At 52.1% G+C, this 20,520-nt stretch carries 13 protein-coding genes; 10 read left to right on the plus strand and 3 right to left on the minus strand.

What is annotated here, in order from left to right:
- Positions 1-14 precede the first annotated feature (14 nt).
- Positions 15-3,440 carry a transcription-repair coupling factor gene (mfd, locus tag K334_RS0101195; RefSeq protein WP_027444384.1) on the minus strand — a complete coding sequence of 1,142 codons (3,426 nt, stop codon included), beginning with the start codon at positions 3,438-3,440 and terminating at the stop codon, positions 15-17.
- Positions 3,437-4,192, minus strand: a complete 756-nt coding sequence (locus K334_RS0101200; RefSeq protein ID WP_025881291.1) for a polyprenol monophosphomannose synthase — start codon at positions 4,190-4,192, stop codon at positions 3,437-3,439. The genes mfd and K334_RS0101200 overlap by 4 nt, the downstream gene beginning before the upstream one ends.
- A gap of 481 nt (positions 4,193-4,673) precedes the next feature.
- Here K334_RS0101200 and K334_RS0101205 point away from each other — a divergent pair, with 481 nt between their 5' ends.
- From K334_RS0101205 to mnmE, 7 genes are all read left to right on the plus strand, one after another.
- Positions 4,674-5,924 carry a TlpA disulfide reductase family protein gene (locus K334_RS0101205; protein WP_025881289.1) on the plus strand — a complete coding sequence of 417 codons (1,251 nt, stop codon included), beginning with the start codon at positions 4,674-4,676 and terminating at the stop codon, positions 5,922-5,924.
- Between the two features lie 372 nt (positions 5,925-6,296).
- Positions 6,297-7,586 (plus strand): serine--tRNA ligase, encoded by a 1,290-nt coding sequence (gene serS, locus K334_RS0101210; protein WP_025881287.1) that lies wholly within the window; start codon positions 6,297-6,299, stop codon positions 7,584-7,586.
- Positions 7,587-7,594: 8 nt separating this feature from the next.
- Positions 7,595-8,218: an outer membrane beta-barrel protein gene (locus K334_RS13210; RefSeq protein WP_081657995.1), complete on the plus strand. Its 624-nt coding sequence runs from the start codon at positions 7,595-7,597 to the stop codon at positions 8,216-8,218.
- 59 nt (positions 8,219-8,277) lie between these two features.
- On the plus strand, positions 8,278-10,629 hold the full coding sequence (locus tag K334_RS0101220) for a bifunctional dihydroorotate dehydrogenase B NAD binding subunit/NADPH-dependent glutamate synthase (RefSeq protein ID WP_027444385.1): 2,352 nt from the start codon (positions 8,278-8,280) through the stop codon (positions 10,627-10,629).
- A 67-nt stretch (positions 10,630-10,696) separates the two neighbouring features.
- On the plus strand, positions 10,697-11,866 hold the full coding sequence (locus K334_RS13215) for a hypothetical protein (RefSeq protein ID WP_051218612.1): 1,170 nt from the start codon (positions 10,697-10,699) through the stop codon (positions 11,864-11,866).
- A gap of 5 nt (positions 11,867-11,871) precedes the next feature.
- A complete protein-coding gene (locus K334_RS0101230) occupies positions 11,872-12,741 on the plus strand; it encodes a nucleoside phosphorylase (RefSeq protein ID WP_025881278.1) in 870 nt (289 codons plus the stop codon).
- Complete coding sequence (gene mnmE / locus K334_RS0101235) at positions 12,741-14,126, plus strand: tRNA uridine-5-carboxymethylaminomethyl(34) synthesis GTPase MnmE (RefSeq protein WP_025881276.1); 1,386 nt, start codon at positions 12,741-12,743, stop codon at positions 14,124-14,126. The genes K334_RS0101230 and mnmE overlap by 1 nt, the downstream gene beginning before the upstream one ends.
- A 240-nt stretch (positions 14,127-14,366) precedes the next feature.
- Here the strand turns inward: mnmE and K334_RS13220 are convergent, their stop codons facing one another.
- A complete protein-coding gene (locus K334_RS13220) occupies positions 14,367-15,623 on the minus strand; it encodes a sialidase family protein (protein ID WP_036889718.1) in 1,257 nt (418 codons plus the stop codon).
- A 641-nt stretch (positions 15,624-16,264) separates the two neighbouring features.
- Between K334_RS13220 and K334_RS0101245 the strand changes: the two genes are divergently transcribed.
- Genes K334_RS0101245 through K334_RS0101255 form a run of 3 tightly spaced genes read left to right on the plus strand, consistent with a single transcriptional unit; the run spans position 16,265 to position 20,518 of the window.
- Positions 16,265-16,819, plus strand: a complete 555-nt coding sequence (locus tag K334_RS0101245) for a UpxY family transcription antiterminator (RefSeq protein WP_021590450.1) — start codon at positions 16,265-16,267, stop codon at positions 16,817-16,819.
- Between the two features lie 32 nt (positions 16,820-16,851).
- Positions 16,852-18,531: a DUF262 domain-containing protein gene (locus K334_RS0101250; protein ID WP_027444386.1), complete on the plus strand. Its 1,680-nt coding sequence runs from the start codon at positions 16,852-16,854 to the stop codon at positions 18,529-18,531.
- Between the two features lie 58 nt (positions 18,532-18,589).
- Positions 18,590-20,518 carry a polysaccharide biosynthesis protein gene (locus tag K334_RS0101255; RefSeq protein ID WP_025881272.1) on the plus strand — a complete coding sequence of 643 codons (1,929 nt, stop codon included), beginning with the start codon at positions 18,590-18,592 and terminating at the stop codon, positions 20,516-20,518.
- Positions 20,519-20,520 lie beyond the last annotated feature (2 nt).

Genomic DNA, 20,520 nt, shown 5'->3' on the forward strand with positions numbered 1-20,520 from the left:
CTCGCCAAACAGGGCTAAGCCAAGATTTCTTTCAGCAGGCGAACGGCCTCCTCGACCGACGGCACATCCTTGATGTGCATCAGGCGACGTCCCTTCACTTCCTTCAAGTCGCAGCGACGGGGGTTGCTTGCGATGAAATCCAGTATCTTGTCAAAGCTCTTGCTCTTGTAATAGGCACTCAAGGGATTGCTGACGAACTGCAAGTTGAGCATTCCATTGCGGAACATTATCTTCTCGCAACCCAGTCGTTTGCCCAGCCGTCGCAAGAGAACCACCTGCATCAGTTCCTCTCCCGCATGGGGAATGGGGCCGAAACGGTCGAGCAACCGCTGCCGATAGGCCTGCAACTCCGTGTCGTCCGTTATATTGTCCAGCTCGCGATAGAGCAGCATGCGCTCACTGCTTCCCGGCACATAAGTGTCGGGAAAGTACATTTCCAAGTCGCTTTCGATGGCGCAGTCCTCCACAAACTCATCGCCGCTGACGTCATTTCCGGCAGCCATCTCCTCGGCATAGATGTCCTGGAACTCATCGTTCTTCAGTTCGGTGACGGCCTGGTTGAGTATCTTCTGATAGGTCTCGTAGCCCAAATCCTCCATGAAACCGCTCTGTTCGGCACCCAACAGATTGCCTGCGCCACGGATATCCAGGTCTTGCATGGCCAGGTTGAAGCCACTTCCCAACTCAGAAAAGTTCTCCAAAGCCTCCAGACGACGGCGCGCCTCGGGCGTGAGCACGCTCTTGGGCGGCGACAGCAGATAGCAGAAAGCCTTCCGGTTGCTGCGCCCCACCCGACCACGCATCTGATGCAGGTCGGACAATCCGAAGCGGTGGGCGTCGTTGATGATGATGGTGTTGGCATTGCTGATGTCTATTCCGTTTTCAACGATGGACGTTGACAGAAGTACGTCGTAGTCGTAGTTCATGAAACCGACCACGATTTTCTCCAAATCGTCGGGCTTCATCTGCCCATGTCCGATGGCAATGCGGCAGTCGGGCACATGTTTCTTGATGAGTGAAGCAATCTCTGGCAGGTTGCTGATGCGGTCGTTGATGAAGTAAACCTGACCGTTGCGACTCATCTCGAAGTTGATGGCGTCGGCAATCACCTCGTGTCCATAGGTCGCCAGCTCCGTATGGATGGGATGACGGTTGGGCGGCGGCGTGCGGATGATACTCATGTCGCGCGCCCCCATCAGCGAGAATTGCAGTGTTCGTGGAATCGGCGTGGCCGACATGGTGAGCGTATCGACATTGGTCTTGAGCTTTCGCAGCCTTTCCTTGGTGCTCACGCCGAACTTCTGTTCCTCGTCAATGACGAGCAAGCCCAGGTCGTGCCACTTCACCGACTTGCCAATCAGCTTGTGTGTGCCGATGATGATGTCGATGCGACCGGCCTCCAAATCGGCCAGGACATTCTTCGTATCCTTGGCCGAACGCGCTCTCGACAGATAATCGACCCGCACCGGGAGATTCTTCAATCGGTCGCGGAAGGTCTGAAAATGCTGGAAAGCCAACACCGTCGTGGGCACCAGCACGGCCACCTGTTTGCTGTCGGCCGCCGCCTTGAAGGCCGCCCGTATCGCCACTTCGGTCTTGCCGAAGCCCACATCGCCACAAACCAGGCGGTCCATGGGCCGCTTGCTCTCCATATCGGCCTTCACTTCCTGCGTAGCTTTGTTCTGGTCGGGCGTGTCCTCATAGAGGAAACTGGCCTCCAACTCGTGCTGCATGTAGGAATCGGCACCGAAAGCGAAGCCCGTCTGATGGCGTCGCTGCGCGTACAACCTTATCAAATCGCGGGCAATATCCTTGATTCGCTTCTTCGTTTTCTCCTTCAGACGATCCCAGGCACCCGTTCCCAAGGTCGAAAGTCGGGGCGGTTCACCCGTATCTTGACGGCGATACTTGCTGATCTTGTAAAGCGAATGAATCGAAACATCCACCTTGTCATTGTTCTGATAGATGATTCGAATCATTTCCTGATAGCCCTGTTCACCGTCAGCCGACGGCTTGGGCAGCGGCACTCGCACGAGTCCTCCAAACTTGCCGATACCAAAATCGACGTGAACAAGGTAGTCGCCCGGCTCCATCTCCTGCAACTCCTTCAACGTGACGGCCATCTTGCCGGCCCGCGCTCCGTCCGATTTGAGGTTGTATTTGTGGAACCGGTCGAAGATTTGATGGTCGGTGAAATAGCATATCTTGGCCTCGTTGTCGACGAATCCCTCGTGCAATGTCTTGTCGACAGGCTCGAAGTGAATGCCATAATGCCGCAGGGCTTCGCTTTCAAAGATGTCCTTCAAGCGTTGCTGCTGCTTCGCGCTGTCGGCCAACACATAGAGTTGATAGCCCCGCAGCTGGTAGTCGCCAAGCGTCTGTGCGAGCAAATCAAAATTCTTATGGAACAGAGGCTGCGGCGACAGGTCGAAAGAAATGGACGCCGAAGCCTCTTCGCCAGGCATGCCAAGCGTTATCCGGCGGAACGCGGCCACGTCGTGGACAAAGCGCGAAGCCGTGCACAGCACGTTTTCCTTCTGCATGGAACGCATGATTTCCTGCCGTTCCATCTCCGTGGCGTCGGCCATCCGGTCGGCAAGAGCCTGCGAAGAGAAACCGTCGGCATAGACCTGCCCGATGACATCATGCACAAAGGCAAAGTCCTTCATCACCAGGATGGCCGCAGCGGGCAGGAAACTCAAGAATGAAACCCGCTCACTGCCCAGCGACGCCAGTTCGGGAACGATTTCCACAGTGTCCTTTGCGCCCTTCGACAACTGGTCCTGCACCTCGAAAGTACGGATTGTGTCAATCTCATCGCCAAAGAAGTCGATGCGGAAAGGGTATTCGCAGGAGTAGGAAAAGACATCGAGAATGCTGCCACGGATGGCAAACTGGCCAGGCTCATACACGTAATCCGTCTCATGAAAACCATAATCGCGCAGCGTATGGGCCACCTCCGTGATGTCGATTTGCATGCCGCGACGCAACGACAACCTGCGTTCGTCCATGAGTTTCTTCGACACCACCAGCTCTGCCAAGGCCTCCGGATGGGTCACAATAAACCGGGCAGAGGCAGCCATGGGCGTCGCGTCGTCCGCCAAGCGGCTCAACACCTCGGTACGCAGTATCTCGTTGGCCGCATCCCGCTGCCCGTATTTCACGGCACGGCGGTAGGATGAAGGGAAGAAAAACACCTGGTCGCCGCCCAAAAGCTGCGTCAGGTCGTGATAGAAATAGCCCGCCTCGTCGGCATCGTTCAAGATAAAGACAAACGGGCGTGCAACGCGCTGGGCCAACGAAGCGAAAAACATGGACGCCGCCGAGCCCAACAGGCCCTGTAGAAATATGTTTCCGGAATCCTTCTTGTCCAACAAATGCAAAAGGGCCCCACTCTGTGGAGCCGCTGCGCAATGCTTCAGAACGTCGTCAATCTTCATGACCGGCGAGGCATTTCAGGGTATTTCCGAAACCAACCGTCCAACCGCAGACGCATGACACCGAAGAAAGCTTCGCTGAAAATGCCGCCACTCATCTTGCTGGTGCCCTCCCGTCGGTTGACAAAAACCACGGGAACCTCCTTTATCTTGAAGCCTATCTTGTGGGCGGTGAACTTCATCTCTATCTGGAAGCCATAGCCCTTGAAGCGCACTTCGTCGAGGGGAATGGTCTCCAACACGCGCCGGCGATAGCAAACGAAGCCCGCCGTGGTGTCGTTCACCCTGAAACCGGTTACAGTCTGCACATACTTGGAGGCGAAATAGCTCATCAACACGCGGCCCATCGGCCAGTTGACGACATTCACGCCGCTGACATAACGCGAGCCGATGGCCACATCGTAGCCCTCATCATGGGTGGCGGCATACAGGCGGGGCAGGTCGGCGGGATCGTGACTGAAGTCGGCATCCATCTCAAAGACATACTCATACGCACGCTGCAACGCCCACTTGAAGCCGGTGATGTAGGCCGTTCCCAAACCCAGTTTGCCCGAACGCTCGACAATGAACAGCCGATCGGAAAACTCCGTATCAATCAAATGATGAACAATCTTGGCCGTCCCGTCCGGACTTCCATCATCAATCACAAGGATATGAAACACCTTTTGCAAATTAAATACGGCACGGATGATATTCTCTATGTTTTCCTTCTCGTTGTAAGTAGGAATAATTACAATACTATCACTTTGATTCATATTGTTCATTTTAGTCGTTTAAAAATGTCGATAGCGGTTCGTGCAGCCTATCTTATGCAAAGATAGTGCAAGCGAGCGCAATGAAAGCTTGCTTTCAAATTGCCGAGTGCAGCCTATCTTATGCAAAGATAGTCTTTTTTTGATGCACTCGGGATGCGGCAAGCTACTTTTTTATGAAACAATCGATTATTTTTCATGTTTCCAACTAAAAGCCACCGTCCTGCAACAAGCCTGCTTTGAGCCGCCAACCACTATGCTTTGACAAACCAAAAGGCCCCCTTTCGGCGAGCAAAAGCACAGCCATTACGCGCCAAAAGGGCCACGATGGGAACCTCACTCCTTAGCTTCGCAGACGCAAAGAAACCGTTAAATCCCATTACTATAGCTTAAAAAAAGCATACTCGTCGTGCGGGATATCTCCAAACGCATTACTTTTGTAAAGATTAAAGACAATGAGGATTCACACAAAAAGCCATCGATTATGAACAAGCGAACATTTCTCACGGCAGCGTCGCTGCTCGCATCCGTCTTGACAAGTTCGGCCCAGTCCGTCACTTGCCGCGTCACGGGAGAGGTGGCGGATAAAGCCGAAAGGCAAATCCTACTCTATGAACATGGAACCGACCCGCGGACGGGCGGCTACATTTCAATAGACATAAAAGATGGACGGTTCTCCTACTTGTTGGAAACCGACATGCTTAAATGCTACGAAGTTGTACTTCGGAACGAATACGAAAGAGGGGCCATGCGTGTGGCCGACTTCATTGCAGAGAACGCAGACGTCCATATCACGATTCCCCATGCAAACGATGGGAAGAAGGATGGCTTCCGGTTCGATTCGGATGGAAAGGAGAATCGCATGAAAGCCAAATATACCGCTTATAAAGATTCGATTTATGCGCTTTACAGTCCAGCGTTCAAGAAGCTGGAGAGCAGAAGGGACAGCCTGCAAAAGGAGAAACTGTATTTCAAGCCCATCGTCTATGAGATTTACGAGAAGCTGAAATCCGTTCAAGGGGCCAGGAAAGACAGCTTGCTGAAACAACTACCCAAAGACGTCTTTTCTGAATTGGGAAGCAAAACAGAGGCTGAATACAAGGACTTGGTCGACAGCTCCCATGCAGAAAGGGCCAAATGGCTTGAAAGCAACCCATGCTTTTACGGCCTCGTGGAAATAAACAAAAACGTCGTTTACAGCAGACTGCCAAGGACACAAGGCAGGTTTACCGCCATCTTCCTTGACCACTATCTCGACTTCATGCCCAAGCATCCCTATCACCGGATGGTTGTCGACGGAATTGCCGCCGCGAGATTACAAGTGGGAAAGCCCTATATCGACTATGAAGTGCAAGGCCCGACAGGCAAAGCCGTCAAACTGTCATCCTTATATCAAGGGAAAATCATCTTCATCAACATGTGGGCCAGCTGGTGCGGGCCTTGCAGGCGACATGCCAAGGAGCTCCTTCCTGTTTATGAAAAATACAAGGACAAGGGATTACAGGTGATCGGCATTGCCCGAGAGAACGCCGCCGAGGCGATGGAAAAAGCCATCAGGCAAGACGGCTATCCATGGCTGAACCTCCTGGAACTCAACGACCGGCACCATGTTTGGCAAAAGAATGGAATCAACAACGCCGCCGGCGGCGGTTTCCTCATCGACGATAAAGGGACGATATTGTCCATTTATCCTGAAGCTGACGAATTGGAGAAGATTCTAAAAGAGCGATTATAGACTTCGCGCAAGACGAAAGCGCAACGAATGTCGACCGCAAGCGCCCATCATCCAAATGAATCGGCATAAACAGCCATGGCAAAGAACAACGATGGCGCACGGCACCCGATTCCCGGAACGCCGATGCGCCTTCGCCATGCGGGAGATGCTATATAAATAAGGTGACGTTTCCACATGGGGAACCCTTGACAGACGGCAACACATTGACAGTAAAAGCCCATTAAAGCCCCACTATTTTTGCCGCAATCAAAAAATATCGTATCTTTGCATATAGTATAACCCGTGGACTCCTTGTGGAAATGCCGCCAAAGACAAGGATTCCACCCATTATCACGTCACAAGAAAATATAATTAACAAACACAACATTTGTCATGCTTACACTGAAACTCATTCATGAGGAGACCGAACACGTGATCAAAGGTCTTGAAAAGAAGCATTTTAAAGGTGCCCGCGAAGCTATAGAGAAAGTTCTGGAATATGACAAGATCCGTCGTGAAACCCAACAGAAGCTCGACTCCGGCAAACAACAGGCCAATCAGATTTCAAAGCAAATCGGCGCGCTCATGGCACAGGGCAAACACGACGAAGCCAACGCCGGCAAAGAGCAGGTCGCCGAATTGAAAGCCTTGGGCAAGGCCCTGGAGGACATCCTGTCCCAAACCGAAAAAGACCTCACGGAGCAGCTCTGCCAAATACCGAACATCCCATACGACGAGGTTCCCGAAGGAACCGACGCTTCGGGCAACGTGGTTGTGAAAGAAGGAGGCGAAAAGCCCGAGCTGCCCGCCGACGCCTTGTGCCACTGGGACTTGTTGAAGAAATACAATCTCGTAGACTTTGACCTCGGCGTCAAGGTCACCGGCGCGGGCTTCCCCATCTATATCGGCAAGATGGCCCGTTTCCAACGCGCCCTGGAAGCATTCTTCCTTGAAGAGGCACGCAAGTCGGGCTATCTGGAAATCCAACCGCCCTACGTGGTCAACGAAGCATCGGGCTATGGCACGGGCCAGCTGCCCGACAAGGAAGGCCAGATGTATCATGCCAACATGGACAATCTGTTCCTCATTCCCACGGCCGAAGTGCCCGTTACCAACATCTTCCGCGACGTCATCCTCGACGAGAAGGAACTGCCCATCAAGCGTTGCGCCTATTCGGCATGCTTCCGCAGAGAGGCCGGCAGCTATGGCAAGGACGTGCGTGGCCTGAACCGACTGCACCAGTTCGACAAGGTTGAGATTGTGAGAATCGACACGCCGCAGCATTCTCGGGAAAGTTTGAAGGAAATGCTGAACCACGTGGAGGGCTTGCTCCAGAAACTGGAACTCCCCTACCACATTCTGCAACTCTGCGGAGGAGACATGAGCTTCACGTCGGCCATCTGCTACGACTTTGAAACATGGAGCGCGGCCCAGGGACGCTGGCTGGAAGTTTCTTCCGTATCCAACTTCGACAGCTACCAGGCCAACCGCCTGAAATGCCGCTATCGTCATGCGGAAGGCAAAAAGATTGAGCTGTGCCACACCTTGAACGGCTCGGCACTGGCATTGCCGCGCATCGTCGCCACCATCATCGAGAACAACCAGACAGAAGACGGAATCAGAGTTCCGAAGGTCTTGGTTCCCTATTGTGGCTTTGAAATGCTCGACGACAAGAACTTTTAATCCATGCCATGATGCGGAAATATCTATTTGCAATCATCCTGTCAGGCATTTCGCTTTATTCTATGGCCCAGCATGCGGTTGGCGTCACCACCGTCAAACCGTATGTGGGGCTAAGCTACGCGGCAATGTTCAATGGCGACCTTGATTTCAGAAAAGGGCTGGCGGTAGGCATTGATTTGGAAAAGCGTCTCGCCAAATGGTTTGCGGTCAGTGGCGGATTGGCTTACGCTCCATTGGGAGGCAGATATAATGACACCTATTCCACCAGCTTTATCTGGAAGCATGACTACATCACCATGCCCATCACGGCAAATTTCTATCCTGTAAGGGGATTGGCATTCAAGGTGGGCCTGCAGCCGGGACTGAGTATCGCCAATCGACAGGAAGGCACCGGCAACAGCATGATTGTCATGAGAAATATGGACGGCGATATGAAATCGTATGATTTGGCCGCCCCTGTCGCCGTGTCATACGAGCTATACAATATTGTATTGGATGTCCGATGGAATATCGGCCTCATAAGCGTTGGCTCCAGCAATCCATGGAGAGGAAGCAGCTCCATGCACGACTCCCATCTCGGCGGAGCCAACTTCGCCTATCAGTTCACCATAGGCTATCAGTTTGAAATGTAAGGCAGACTGGCCTTTCGCTTCCAACGCTTTCCCATCCTACCATTAATACCAGATATATGATGTATAAAATCGTCCACAAACACCAGTTCTCCGAGAATGTCTTCCGCTTCGACATAGAAGCTCCCCTGATAGCCAAAAGCAGGAAAGCAGGCAACTTCGTAATCGTCCGCGTAGACAAGAACAGCGAGCGCATGCCACTGACCATTGCCGACGCCAACCTGCATGAAGGCACCATCACGCTGGTGGTGCAACGCGTGGGGCTTTCGTCAACCAAGTTGTGTGACAAACAGGAAGGCGATACGGTTGCCGACATTGTGGGACCGCTGGGCAATCCAACCCACATAGAGAATTTCGGAACGGTGGTTTGCGCGGGCGGTGGCGTCGGCGTCGCACCCATGTTGCCGATTATCCGTGCGCTGAAGGCGGCGGGCAATCGTGTCCTGTCCGTCCTTGCGGGCCGCAACAAGGATCTCATCATCATGGAAGACGAGGTGCGGGGGAGTTCCGACGAGACCATCATCATGACAGACGACGGCTCGTATGGCGATAAGGGTGTCGTAACGGTCGGCATTGAGAAATTCATCAATCAGGAACATGTCGACAAGGTGTTCGCCATCGGCCCTCCCATCATGATGAAGTTCTGCTGTCTGCTCACGCAAAAATACAACATTCCCACCGACGTGTCGCTCAACACAATCATGGTCGACGGCACGGGAATGTGCGGCGCATGCCGACTGACGATAGGCGGAAAGACCAAATTTGTGTGCATCGACGGGCCGGAATTCGACGGAGCATTGGTCGACTGGGATGAGATGTTCAAGCGAATGGGGACTTTCAAGGCTGCCGAAAGGGAGGAAATGGAGCACTATCAGGAACATCTTGAGCAGTCTGAACAACAGAAATACAAGTCCGAAACCGACATAACGATGGACGTCTCCCCCACCGAGGCCACGATAGAAGAGCTGACCAATCGAGACGCAGAGTGGCGAGTGGAACTTAGAAGAACGCTCAAGGGCAAAGAACGCGCAGCCATCAAACGGGTGGTCATGCCGGAACTGGATCCGGAATATCGTGCAACGACCCGGTTGGAAGAAGTCAACCGCGGACTGACCAAGGAGATGGCACTCACTGAAGCCAAGCGGTGTCTCGACTGTGCGAAGCCTACCTGCGTGGAAGGTTGCCCAGTCAACATCAACATTCCGTCATTCATCAAGAATATTGAGCGAGGCCAATTCCTTGCAGCGGCTAAGGTGTTGAAAGACACGTCGGCCCTTCCTGCGGTCTGCGGTCGTGTTTGTCCACAGGAAAAGCAGTGCGAAAGCCGCTGCATCCATCACAAAATGAATGGGGAACCGGTCGCCATCGGTTATCTGGAACGATTCGCCGCCGACTATGAAAGGGAGAGTGGACAGATGGCCCTGCCGGAGATGAGTCCGTCGAATGGCACCAAGGTGGCCGTGGTCGGCTCAGGCCCGGCAGGACTTAGCTTTGCGGGCGACATGGTCAAGCGGGGCTTCGACGTCTATGTGTTCGAAGCGCTCCACGAGATTGGCGGTGTGCTGAAGTATGGCATTCCGGAGTTTCGTCTGCCCAACCGCATCGTCGACGTAGAAATAGAGAATCTACACAAAATGGGTGTCCACTTCCAGACCGACGTAATTATTGGCAAGACGATTTCAATCGACGAACTTGAAGAAAGAGCTTTCAAAGGCATATTCATCGGCTCAGGTGCCGGATTGCCCAATTTCATGGACATTCCGGGTGAGAACGCCCTCAACGTCATGTCATCGAACGAATATCTGACAAGGGTCAACTTGATGGACGCAGCCAACCCCAAGACAGACACGCCCATCAATCTGGGCAAGAAAGTGGTGGTGGTCGGTGGTGGCAATACGGCGATGGACTCCTGCCGCACAGCCAAACGGCTGGGAGCCGACGTCACATTGGTCTACCGTCGCTCCGAAGCCGAAATGCCGGCGCGACTTGAAGAGGTGAAACACGCAAAGGAGGAAGGCATTCATTTCCTGACTTTGCACAATCCACAAGCATATCTGGCCGATGAAAACGGAGCGGTCAAGGCTGCCGTTCTCGACGTGATGAAACTCGGCGAACCCGACGCATCGGGCAGACGCCGCCCCGAAACCACGGGGAAGACGATTACGATAGACTGCGACCAGGTCATCGTTGCCGTGGGCGTCAGCCCCAACCCACTGGTGCCCAAGAGCATTGCAGGGCTGGAACTTGGCAGGAAGAATACGATTGTCGTAGACGAAACCATGCAAAGTTCCAGAACAAACATCTACGCTGGAGGCGACATCGTAAGAGGTGGTGCCACCGTCATCCTCGCAATGGGCGACGGGCGGCGGGCGGCGGCCAACATGGCGAAGGCCCTTGCCTGCCTCCAGGCGTAGCCAACAGCATGGGGCCGCTGGGCTGTTGTCGTCCATTTCATATCTGCAAAACAGCATTATATCGTCTATGAAGAAAGTGATTGTCATTCTACTGGCTTGCTTCCTCGCCGTGCCGGGAAGCGCTCAACGCAAAACGGCAAAAGGCCGCGTCACAGAAGTTGCCCCCAAAAAAGGGAAAGCGACGACAACTGCCAGAGACTCCCGCAAAAACGAGCACGTGTTGCCAAAGGAGTTGCTTGCTTCGACGGCAAAACTCATGTTTGTTGACAGTATTGTTGTCGAGAAAGACGAGTTCTACAAATATATTCCATTGCCATCGGAAATCGGCAAATTCATCCCGACAATCCCTTCTGCGCCTGCAAGTCTGGTCGGCAACGCATTCGTAAACGGCCTGGACAAGCAATGTTTCTACGCTGCGGGCGACACGACTTCGGCTTCCCTCTTCAGCATGGACCGCCTCACCGATGGTTGGACCCGGCCCCAAAAGGTGGAGGATGTCGACAATGGCTTTGACTTGGTTGGATTTCCCTACCAACTCTCTGACGGCATGACGCTGTTCTTCAGCGCAAAAGACAAAAGTACGTTAGGTGGATATGACATCTTCATGACACGCTACGACCCGGAGAAAGGTTCCTATCTGACACCAGAGAACTACGGTTTGCCTTTCAATTCTACAGACAACGACTATCTGCTGGCGATAGATGAACCCGACTCGTTGGGCTGGTTGGTCACCGACCGCCGCCAACCGGAAGGCAAAGTATGTATTTATACCTTCGTCCCGACAAAGGGGCGAAAGACATACGAAGCCGACAACCTGACAGAAGCACAACTCTACAACTTTGCAATCATACACAGAATAGCCGACACCTGGAAACTGGGCGACCGACAAGCTGCCTTGGACAGGCTGAGAAGACTCAAGCAACCCAAGTCTGCCGAGCCACTCAAGCATTCTTTGGCTGCCAACGACCATATCGACCATGTGGAGGGGAAAGGCTTGAAAAGACCTGAGAACGTCAAACGATTGGAGGAATACCGGACGGGCATGCTGCAATTGGCAGAAATGAGGCGGCAATTAGACCGGCTGCGTGATCAATACAAGTCCGACGACGGAACTATGAAAGCCTCTGCCAAAGGAAAAATCACAACGTTGGAAAACGGATATATAAAGTTGAGCGGACGCTTAAAACATATTCGTAAAAGTATCATTAATACCGAAAACAGTCAAATTAACAATTAAGAAACATGAACCATTATCCTGAATCAGAACTGATTATCAATCAAGACGGAAGTATCTTCCACCTGCACCTGAAACCCGAACAGCTGGCAGACAATGTCATCCTCGTAGGAGATCCGGGGCGAGTTCCACTCGTTGCATCCCATTTTTCAGAAATAGAATGCGAAGTGACAAGCAGAGAGTTCCATACTATCACGGGACTTTACAAAGGCAAACGCATCACTGTACAGAGTACGGGAATCGGCTGCGACAACATCGACATCGTACTGAACGAGATGGACGCTTTGGCCAACATCGACTTCACAACACGCACGAACAAAGAACAATTGAAGTCTTTGACCTTTGTACGCATAGGCACTTGCGGTGGCCTGCAGCCCAACACGCCGACCGGCACTTTCATCGCCAGCGAAAAGAGCATAGGCTTTGACGGACTGCTGAATTTCTACGCCGGGCGTAATGAAGCATGTGATTTGGAGTTTGAAAAAGCTTTCAAATCACAAGTAAAATGGAACGACCAGATTGGCAATCCCTATGTAGTGGACAACGATCCGGAACTGCTGAACCGTATTGCAGCGGACGACATGGTTCGCGGCGTGACCATTGCCTGCGGTGGATTCTTCGGACCACAGGGCAGAAGGCTACGTTTGCCATTGGCTGACCCCGAACTGAACCAGAAGATAGAGCGATTCGCCTACGGAAATCTCAAGATCACAAACTTTGAGATGGAGAGTTCGGCACTTGCCGGCCTCAGCAAACTGATGGGCCACAAGGCGTTGACATGTTGCATGGTGATAGCCAACAGGAGGGCTAAGGAAGCGAACACCGGATATAAGAACACGATTGACAGACTCATCGAAAAAGTCTTGGAACGTATTTAATGAGAAACGACACGATTTGTGCATTGGCAACACCTGCGGGAGGGGCCATCGGTATCATTCGAATCAGCGGTGACTGTGCCATCAGCATTGCTGATTCGATATTTATGGCAAAGAACAGGAAAAGTCTTCGAGAAGCCAAAGGCAACACGCTGCATTATGGTGAGATACATGATGGACAAGCAACGCTCTTGGACGAGGTTGTCGTCAGCGTCTATCGTGCGCCCCACAGTTATACAGGCGAAGACTGCATTGAAATCTCCTGCCATGGTTCGCAGTATATTTTGCAGATGGTATTGCAGGCACTCATCGACGCAGGATGCAAGCAAGCGCAACCGGGTGAATTTACCAAACGGGCCTATTTAAATGGCAAAATGGACTTGAGCCAAGCTGAAGCTGTTGCCGATTTGATCAGCTCGTCCAACAAAGCCTCGCATAAATTGGCACTAAGTCAACTGAAAGGCCATTTCAGTAGTGAGCTGACTATCTTGCGTGAGCAGCTTCTCAAGCTAACATCCCTGCTGGAGTTGGAACTCGATTTTTCAGACCATGAGGAACTGGAGTTTGCCGACAGAGGCACATTGACAACGCTGGCACAAAAAATAAAGAATCGCATCTCAACGCTTGCCCACTCATTTGAGACCGGCAACGCCTTGAAAAACGGCATACCCGTTGCCATCGTCGGCAAGACGAATGTAGGGAAAAGCACATTGCTCAACCGACTGCTCCATGAAGAGAAGGCCATCGTGAGCGACATCCATGGCACCACACGAGATGTCATAGAAGACACAACCACTATAAGAGGCATCACCTTTCGCTTCATAGATACGGCAGGGATTCGCAAGACACAGGACACCATCGAGCAATTGGGGATAGAGCGGGCCTATAAAAAGATGGAGGCTGCGGCCATCGTTTTGTGGGTTGTGGACATACCACCCTCAAATGAAGACATCAAGGAGATGAAGGAGAGGACACTTGGAAAACAGGTGATTCTTGTACACAACAAGATAGACAAAACACCCCATGACGACAACGCCGCCATCTCCTCATCCATAGCCAACGAGGCATTTGCTACAGAAGCATTCATCTCGGCCAAATCAGGCCAAGGCATTCGAGCCTTAGAGGATGCAATCTATGCCAACGCGCATGTTCCGGAAATTGACGAAGACAGCGTCATCGTAACGAATGTCCGCCATTACGAAGCTCTTACGCATGCGAACGAAAGTATCTCCCGCGTCCTCCAATCCATGGAAATAGGTCTCAGCGGAGATTTAATCAGCGAAGACCTCCGCATTTGCCTTGAACAGCTTGCAGACATAACAGGCGGCCAAATAACAACCAACGAAGTCTTGGGAAATATTTTCCAGCACTTTTGCGTGGGAAAGTGACACCTGCATGCCACTGTCGCATCTTCATTGTCGCCGTCCCGCCAAACCGTTGGGAAAGAATCAGGGCTGAACTCCGTGCTTGGGAGCCAGCCCTTTTTGATTGCCCCCCATCTTGCCAAAGGCATTGGGGCATGTTATGAAGTACGGAGCAGGGACTGCTGCGGCCTGCGCCTTGCCGAAAATCAGGCAGCTTCAATCAAGGCACGCCCGCCGGCTTCAACCAGTCAGGCCCCGCACGCCTCAATCCCGATATGCGCCCTTTGTCGCTTCACTGACCGACAGGCTCTGGAACACGATGTCGTAGCCGCCGTTCCGCCCGTCGCGCTCATAGAGGAAGGCGAGGCGGCCGTCGTCCATCCTGACCATCGTGGAATAGCACGACGAACGGTCGGTCAGACGAAGGCCCTTCCGCCATCCGTGCTTCCAGTTTTGCGTGTCGGACATGCTTTTCCCGACAGGTACTTCCTTGTAGAAGAAACCCACGCTGTCGCGTCTGGCACTGAGCGGCACCGACTGCAAGGCCAGCCACACACGCTTGCCGGTAGCTGCCTTCCTGGCCCGAAGGATGAGAATGCCTCCGTTGCAAGCGTTCACCTGCCGTGCCGTCATATTGTCGGGCATGACCTCCTGGCCCCACTGTCCAGTCGCCTCGCGCGCGTTCCTATATTTATATATATTATATTTGCGACCACCCATAAGCTCCCTACAGCTGAGCAGTACGTCGCCATTGGGCAGTTCCTCCACCTTCGACTCGTCCTGCGCCGTCGACGGCACCTGGGCTGCACCACCCAAGACCTGCCATGAGCGGCCGAAATCGTCGGAATAGAGAACGTATGTGCCAATGCGGTCGCGCCCGTTCTGCCGCAGCGGGTGGGCTATGTAGAGACGATAGTATTTCCCCACCTTGACATAGCGGCTCTGCATGATGCGCCCCGACGTCAGGAATATGCCGTCGGCTTCTCCGCTTCCAGGCAGTTTTCCGTCATACAGTCCATGAATCATCTCCGTCAGGTCGGTGCCGTCGTCCCACGTCTTGCCGCCATCCATGCTGCGGAAGAATACGGCATGCTGCGGATCACGGCGCGTGGCCCGCTGATAACCCACATTGCCAGCCACGCAATGCAGCAACACCTCATCCGACGTGCGGTCGGCCACCAGACTGGGGTCGCCATAGGCGATGCGGCGCCGTTCGGTGGCATGTTCGTCGCCTCGGGCCACACACACCGAATCCGACCATGTGCGTCCGTGGTCATTGCTCGTTCGCATCACCACATTAACCTGAAACAGACCTTCATCGCTGCTCCAGCCCACATCCATCTTGCTGATGCGATAGTCGCATGCGGCCAACAACGTTCCACGCCGGGTCTGCGCAATGGCGGGAATGCGGTAGGGCACAGGACTGTCGGCATTGTCAAAGACGACCACTTCTTTTGCGGACAGTCTCTGGCCCGAAGCACCGAGAGGCTGCAACACGCCCAGCCCCGCTACGAATAACATAGAAAAGATTAATTTACAATTCATCTTATTTTGGTTTAAAAGTTAGTATTTCTCTTTTGTTCGCAAGCACAGGATGGCATGCCACCCGTCCTCCCGTCACGCCACGTCAGCTCCACGTTCCATCGACATCTTCATGCCTTCATCTTTCAAATGCCGTGCTTTCAGCCCTCAAAAGCATAGCCGTCAGCCGCTAAAAGCTACCCTTTTGCACACCCAAAGCAGTGCTTTCACCTGCTCAAAGCTATGCTTTTTAAGCGAGGTGGTGGCCCTCACACACGCAACAACAACATAACACATTGATTACCAGTCACTTATTACCCCCCCTATCAACCTTTAAACAGGCTGACACTGCAAAGATAATCAATTTTGTGGCACTTTTACTTGTTGCTTAACGATTATTTTCCTATCTTTGCACAAGGGTGGACGGGAGGTCTATAGAAGGAACAAAATCTCTTGCACAATCGGTTCTCGCCGACTCGTGCCCCCGCACAGAAATCAAGTTAGAAAATGACACATCAATCAATGCATACTGCGGCTGCGAAAGATGCGATCATTGCCATTGGGCGCACTGCGATATCGGGAATAAGTCGTCACGACTGATTATCGATTTACCCCAGTTTTCTCCATAAGACAAAGGCATTATGACTTTTTCCAGCACAGAAACGCACTGGTTTCTCATCTCTCCCAACTATCGGCGAGAGCTGAAAATCAAGCAGCACCTTGAATCGAAAGGGCTGAAATGCTTTGTCCCCATGCAACAGACACTGCGCGTCATCGCCGGCGAAAGGCGTCTGGTGGAAGTGCCCGTCATCTCCAACTACCTGTTTGTCAAATCCAACTACGAGTGCCTGAAGGCCGAAAAGCAGACACTTAAGGCCATCGGCATGCCCTTTAAGTTTCGCATGGACACCACAGACCGAAGCCGCCCCGTCGTCATCGCCGACAAGTTGATGGACAATTTCATCAAGGTGTGTGAAAGCCGGTTCGTGAAATACCTTGGATGCGACAAGCAAGAGAACATCAAGAAAGGCGATTTCGTCGAAATCATGTCGGGGCCCTTCGCCGGCATACAAGGCTACTACGCCCGCCCGTTCAAGGACAAATGCGTCGTGGTGCTCATCGAAAACGTTGCGGCAGCCTGCACAACCTACATTCCACCGTCCGCCCTGCGGCTGGTGGATGGCGCGAAGACGTAGAAACAAACTCATGCTCGAACCTGCATTGCACAATGAAAGGAATAGAAAACACCACCACCACTAATTTTGGTGACATCATAGGAAACAACAGAAAATATGTCGTTCCACTCTTCCAAAGGGACTACTCTTGGGAAGAAGAGCAGTGGGACGATTTATGGCAGGACATCATGGCCATGACAGAAGACCGGAGCGACCACTATATGGGCTATCTGGTACTCCAGTCATCCGAGTCCATTCCTGGCAAATACAAGATTATAGATGGGCAACAGAGGTTTACGACTATAACCCTTATTGTCCTCGCCATCATCAAAGCCATCAAGGCCTTGGGGGAAAGAGGAGTTCATCCCAAGGACAACCAACTCAGATACAGCACTTTGATGCAGACCTATATCGGCCGGCAAGACCCTGTGAGTCTGGAATATGACAACATCCTGGAATTGAACAAGAACGACAATCCATATTATAAGGACTACATTGTCAAATTGGGCGATCTACGCATCCGGGGACTCATAGCCTCTCAGAAACTTCTCAAAAATTGCTTTGAATGGTTTGAAAATAAAGTAAACGCCCTCAAACTGAAAGATGAAGAGTACGCAGAGTTGATTGTCAACATCGTCAACAACCTTTATTTTACGGTCATCACCGTCAATGACGAAATGAACGCGTTCCGTGTCTTTGAAACGCTCAATGCGCGCGGTGTGCAGTTGTCCTCTGCCGATTTGCTGAAAAACTATCTTTTTTCACTTGTTGATGACGGCGGATCAGGAGTTCGATTGGCCAGTTTGGAACATAAATGGAACCAGCTGATTGACAATGTCAAATCAGAGAAGTTGCCCGATTTCATCCGATATTTCTGGAATACACGCAATAAAAACATACGGTCGGCCGAACTTTTCAAGGCCGTGAGGAAACAGATATCAGACGCCTCACAGGTTTTCCGCTTCGTTGACGACATGATGGCCTACAGTGATATCTACATGGCTTTGAAGGATCCTCATGACGCATTGTGGAATCATGACAGGGAAGTCACCGGCAATATTGAACTGCTGAATCTCTTCGGACTCCGTCAGCCCTACTCTTTGCTGATGGTTGCCTACAAGCAGCAGCCATTCGACTTGTTCAAGAGGATACTGAAGAGTATCATCATTGTCAGTTTCCGATATAACGTCATTTGCAGCAAGAATCCCAACGATATAGAGAAGGTATTCAACGATTTGGCTTTAGCTATCAGCAAGGGCTCACAACCAGACTTGTCCCTGCTCAACAAGATTTATATATCCGACAACGAGTTTGAAAATTCCTTTGCCATCAAAAGCTTTTCCGCAACCTCACGGAACACCAAGGTGGTCAGATATATTCTCGGCAAAATAGAAAGTCAAGCTGCCCGCTCGTCCATGCTTGACATTCATGATGACGAAAACTCCATAGAACATATCCTGCCTCAGAATCCCGACTGCCAATGGAATTTTGATGAATACAAGATCGACCAGCTTGTCAATCGGCTCGGCAACCTTTGTCTGCTGAAGAAGTCTGCCAACAAGTCGTTAGGCAATGCTGACTATGAGACCAAGAAAACGATGTATGCACATGCCAACTATCAAACTACGCAAAGCATTCCTGAACATTATAATGAATGGACGGAATCGAGCATCAACAGCAGGCAGTTGAGTATGGCCAAGAAAGCGACGGCCATCTGGAGACTGAATTTCTGACCAACACCATTTCGGCATAGTATCAAGACATAAATAACATAATCAAGACACAGGAAACATGAATATAGTCAAGAAAGTCTGCAACTGGTATTTCTCCAAAGGAGCGCTTCCCTATTGGGGCATTCTTTTCCTGGACTGCTCCGCAGTGTTCTTTTCAGGCCTGACGGTCTACTACTTCCGACACGGCGGCATGGGACTGGCCCAGGACTTCTGGCAAGTGACGAACGGCCTGCTGCTCAGCCTCGTGCTCTATGTGATGGCCTTCTTCGTCTTCCACACGTTCCGTGGCGTGATGCGCTACGCATCGTTTGTAGACCTGCATGGTGTGGTCTACTCCACCGCCACGGCCGGAGCCGCGGTCTGCCTGCTCCATCAGGTCGAAATCCGGTTGGGGCTCACACCATACATCATCATGCCGCGTCTCGAAAGCGCCATCCTCATCTTCATCATTGCCACCATGATGATGTGGGCGTTGCGCATTCTCGTCAGAACTCTGCACGACCTTTACCGCGGTGCCGACGACATTCAAAAGGTATTCGTTTACGGTTGCATGCAAGGCGGCATAGCTCTTGCCAAAAGCATACGCGAAAATACTACCTCCAAATACAGGCTGGGTGGCTTCGTTTCGAGCGACAAGTCGCTCAGCGGAAACTGGCTCTTGGGCGTTCAAATCTATTACGACGACGACAACCTCGTGAGTCTCATGCAGAAGAAGCGGGCCAAGGCCATCTTCGTGTCGCCCTTTGTCGTGGAACATTTCACAAGGCGCACGGCACTCATCGACGAACTTATCAATGCCGACATCAAGATATTCATGATGTCGGACGCCGAAGAATGGGATGGCAAATCCGACCTTTCCCATCACCAATTGCGCGAGGTTGAAATCGAAGACCTCCTTCCTCGCGAGAAAATAGAGGTCGACTTGGTTGCCATCGGCTCGATGCTCCGAGACAAGAGGATTCTCATTACGGGCGCGGCCGGCAGCATTGGCTCGGAAATGGTGCGCCAGATAGCCAAATTCTCACCGGCAGAATTCATTCTGGTAGACCAGGCGGAAACCCCCATGCACGACGTGCGGCGGTATATGGCGCGCAACTATCCCTCACTGAAGGCCTGGACAATCGTAGGCTCCATCACGAACAAAGACCAGATGGAAGAGATTTTCCGTCACCACCATCCCGAATACGTGTTCCACGCGGCAGCCTACAAGCACGTGCCCATGATGGAAGACAACCCTGCGATGGCCGTGCAGAACAACATCTACGGCACACGCGTCATCGCCGACCTGGCCGTCAAGTATGGAACGAAGAAGTTTGTGATGATTTCCACCGACAAGGCCGTGAATCCCACAAACGTCATGGGCTGTTCCAAACGCATTTGCGAAATCTATTGCCAGTCGCTCAACAAGAAACTCGAAGAGGAAGCAAAAGTTACCGGCAAGCCCGCCACCCAGTTTATCACGACCCGCTTCGGCAACGTGCTGGGTTCCAATGGTTCCGTGATACCCATTTTCAAGGAACAAATCAAGAAGGGCGGCCCCGTCATGGTGACACATCCCGACATCATCCGCTATTTCATGCTGATTCCCGAGGCCTGTCGTCTGGTGCTGCAAGCGGGCACGATGGGCAAAGGTGGTGAAATATTCGTATTCGACATGGGGGCTCCTGTCAAGATTGTCGATTTGGCAAAGCGCATGATCAGACTGTCCGGAGCACAAAATATAGAAATCAAGTTTTCAGGATTGCGCGATGGCGAAAAACTGTATGAGGAAGTGCTCAACGACAAGGAGGTGACCAAGGGCACCACCAATCCCAAGATCATGGTGGCCGCCGTCCGCGAATATCCCTACGACCTTGCAGTCCGCAACGAAAAAGAGCTCTACGACCTCTCCTTCACCTTCGACGACATGCAGATTGTCAAGAAAATGAAAGCCATCGTTCCGGAATACAAGAGCCAGCACAGCAAGTATCAGGAACTGGATGAATAAAA

This window comes from Segatella baroniae DSM 16972 = JCM 13447, from assembly GCF_000426585.1.
Classification (GTDB): Bacteria; Bacteroidota; Bacteroidia; order Bacteroidales; family Bacteroidaceae; genus Prevotella; species Prevotella baroniae.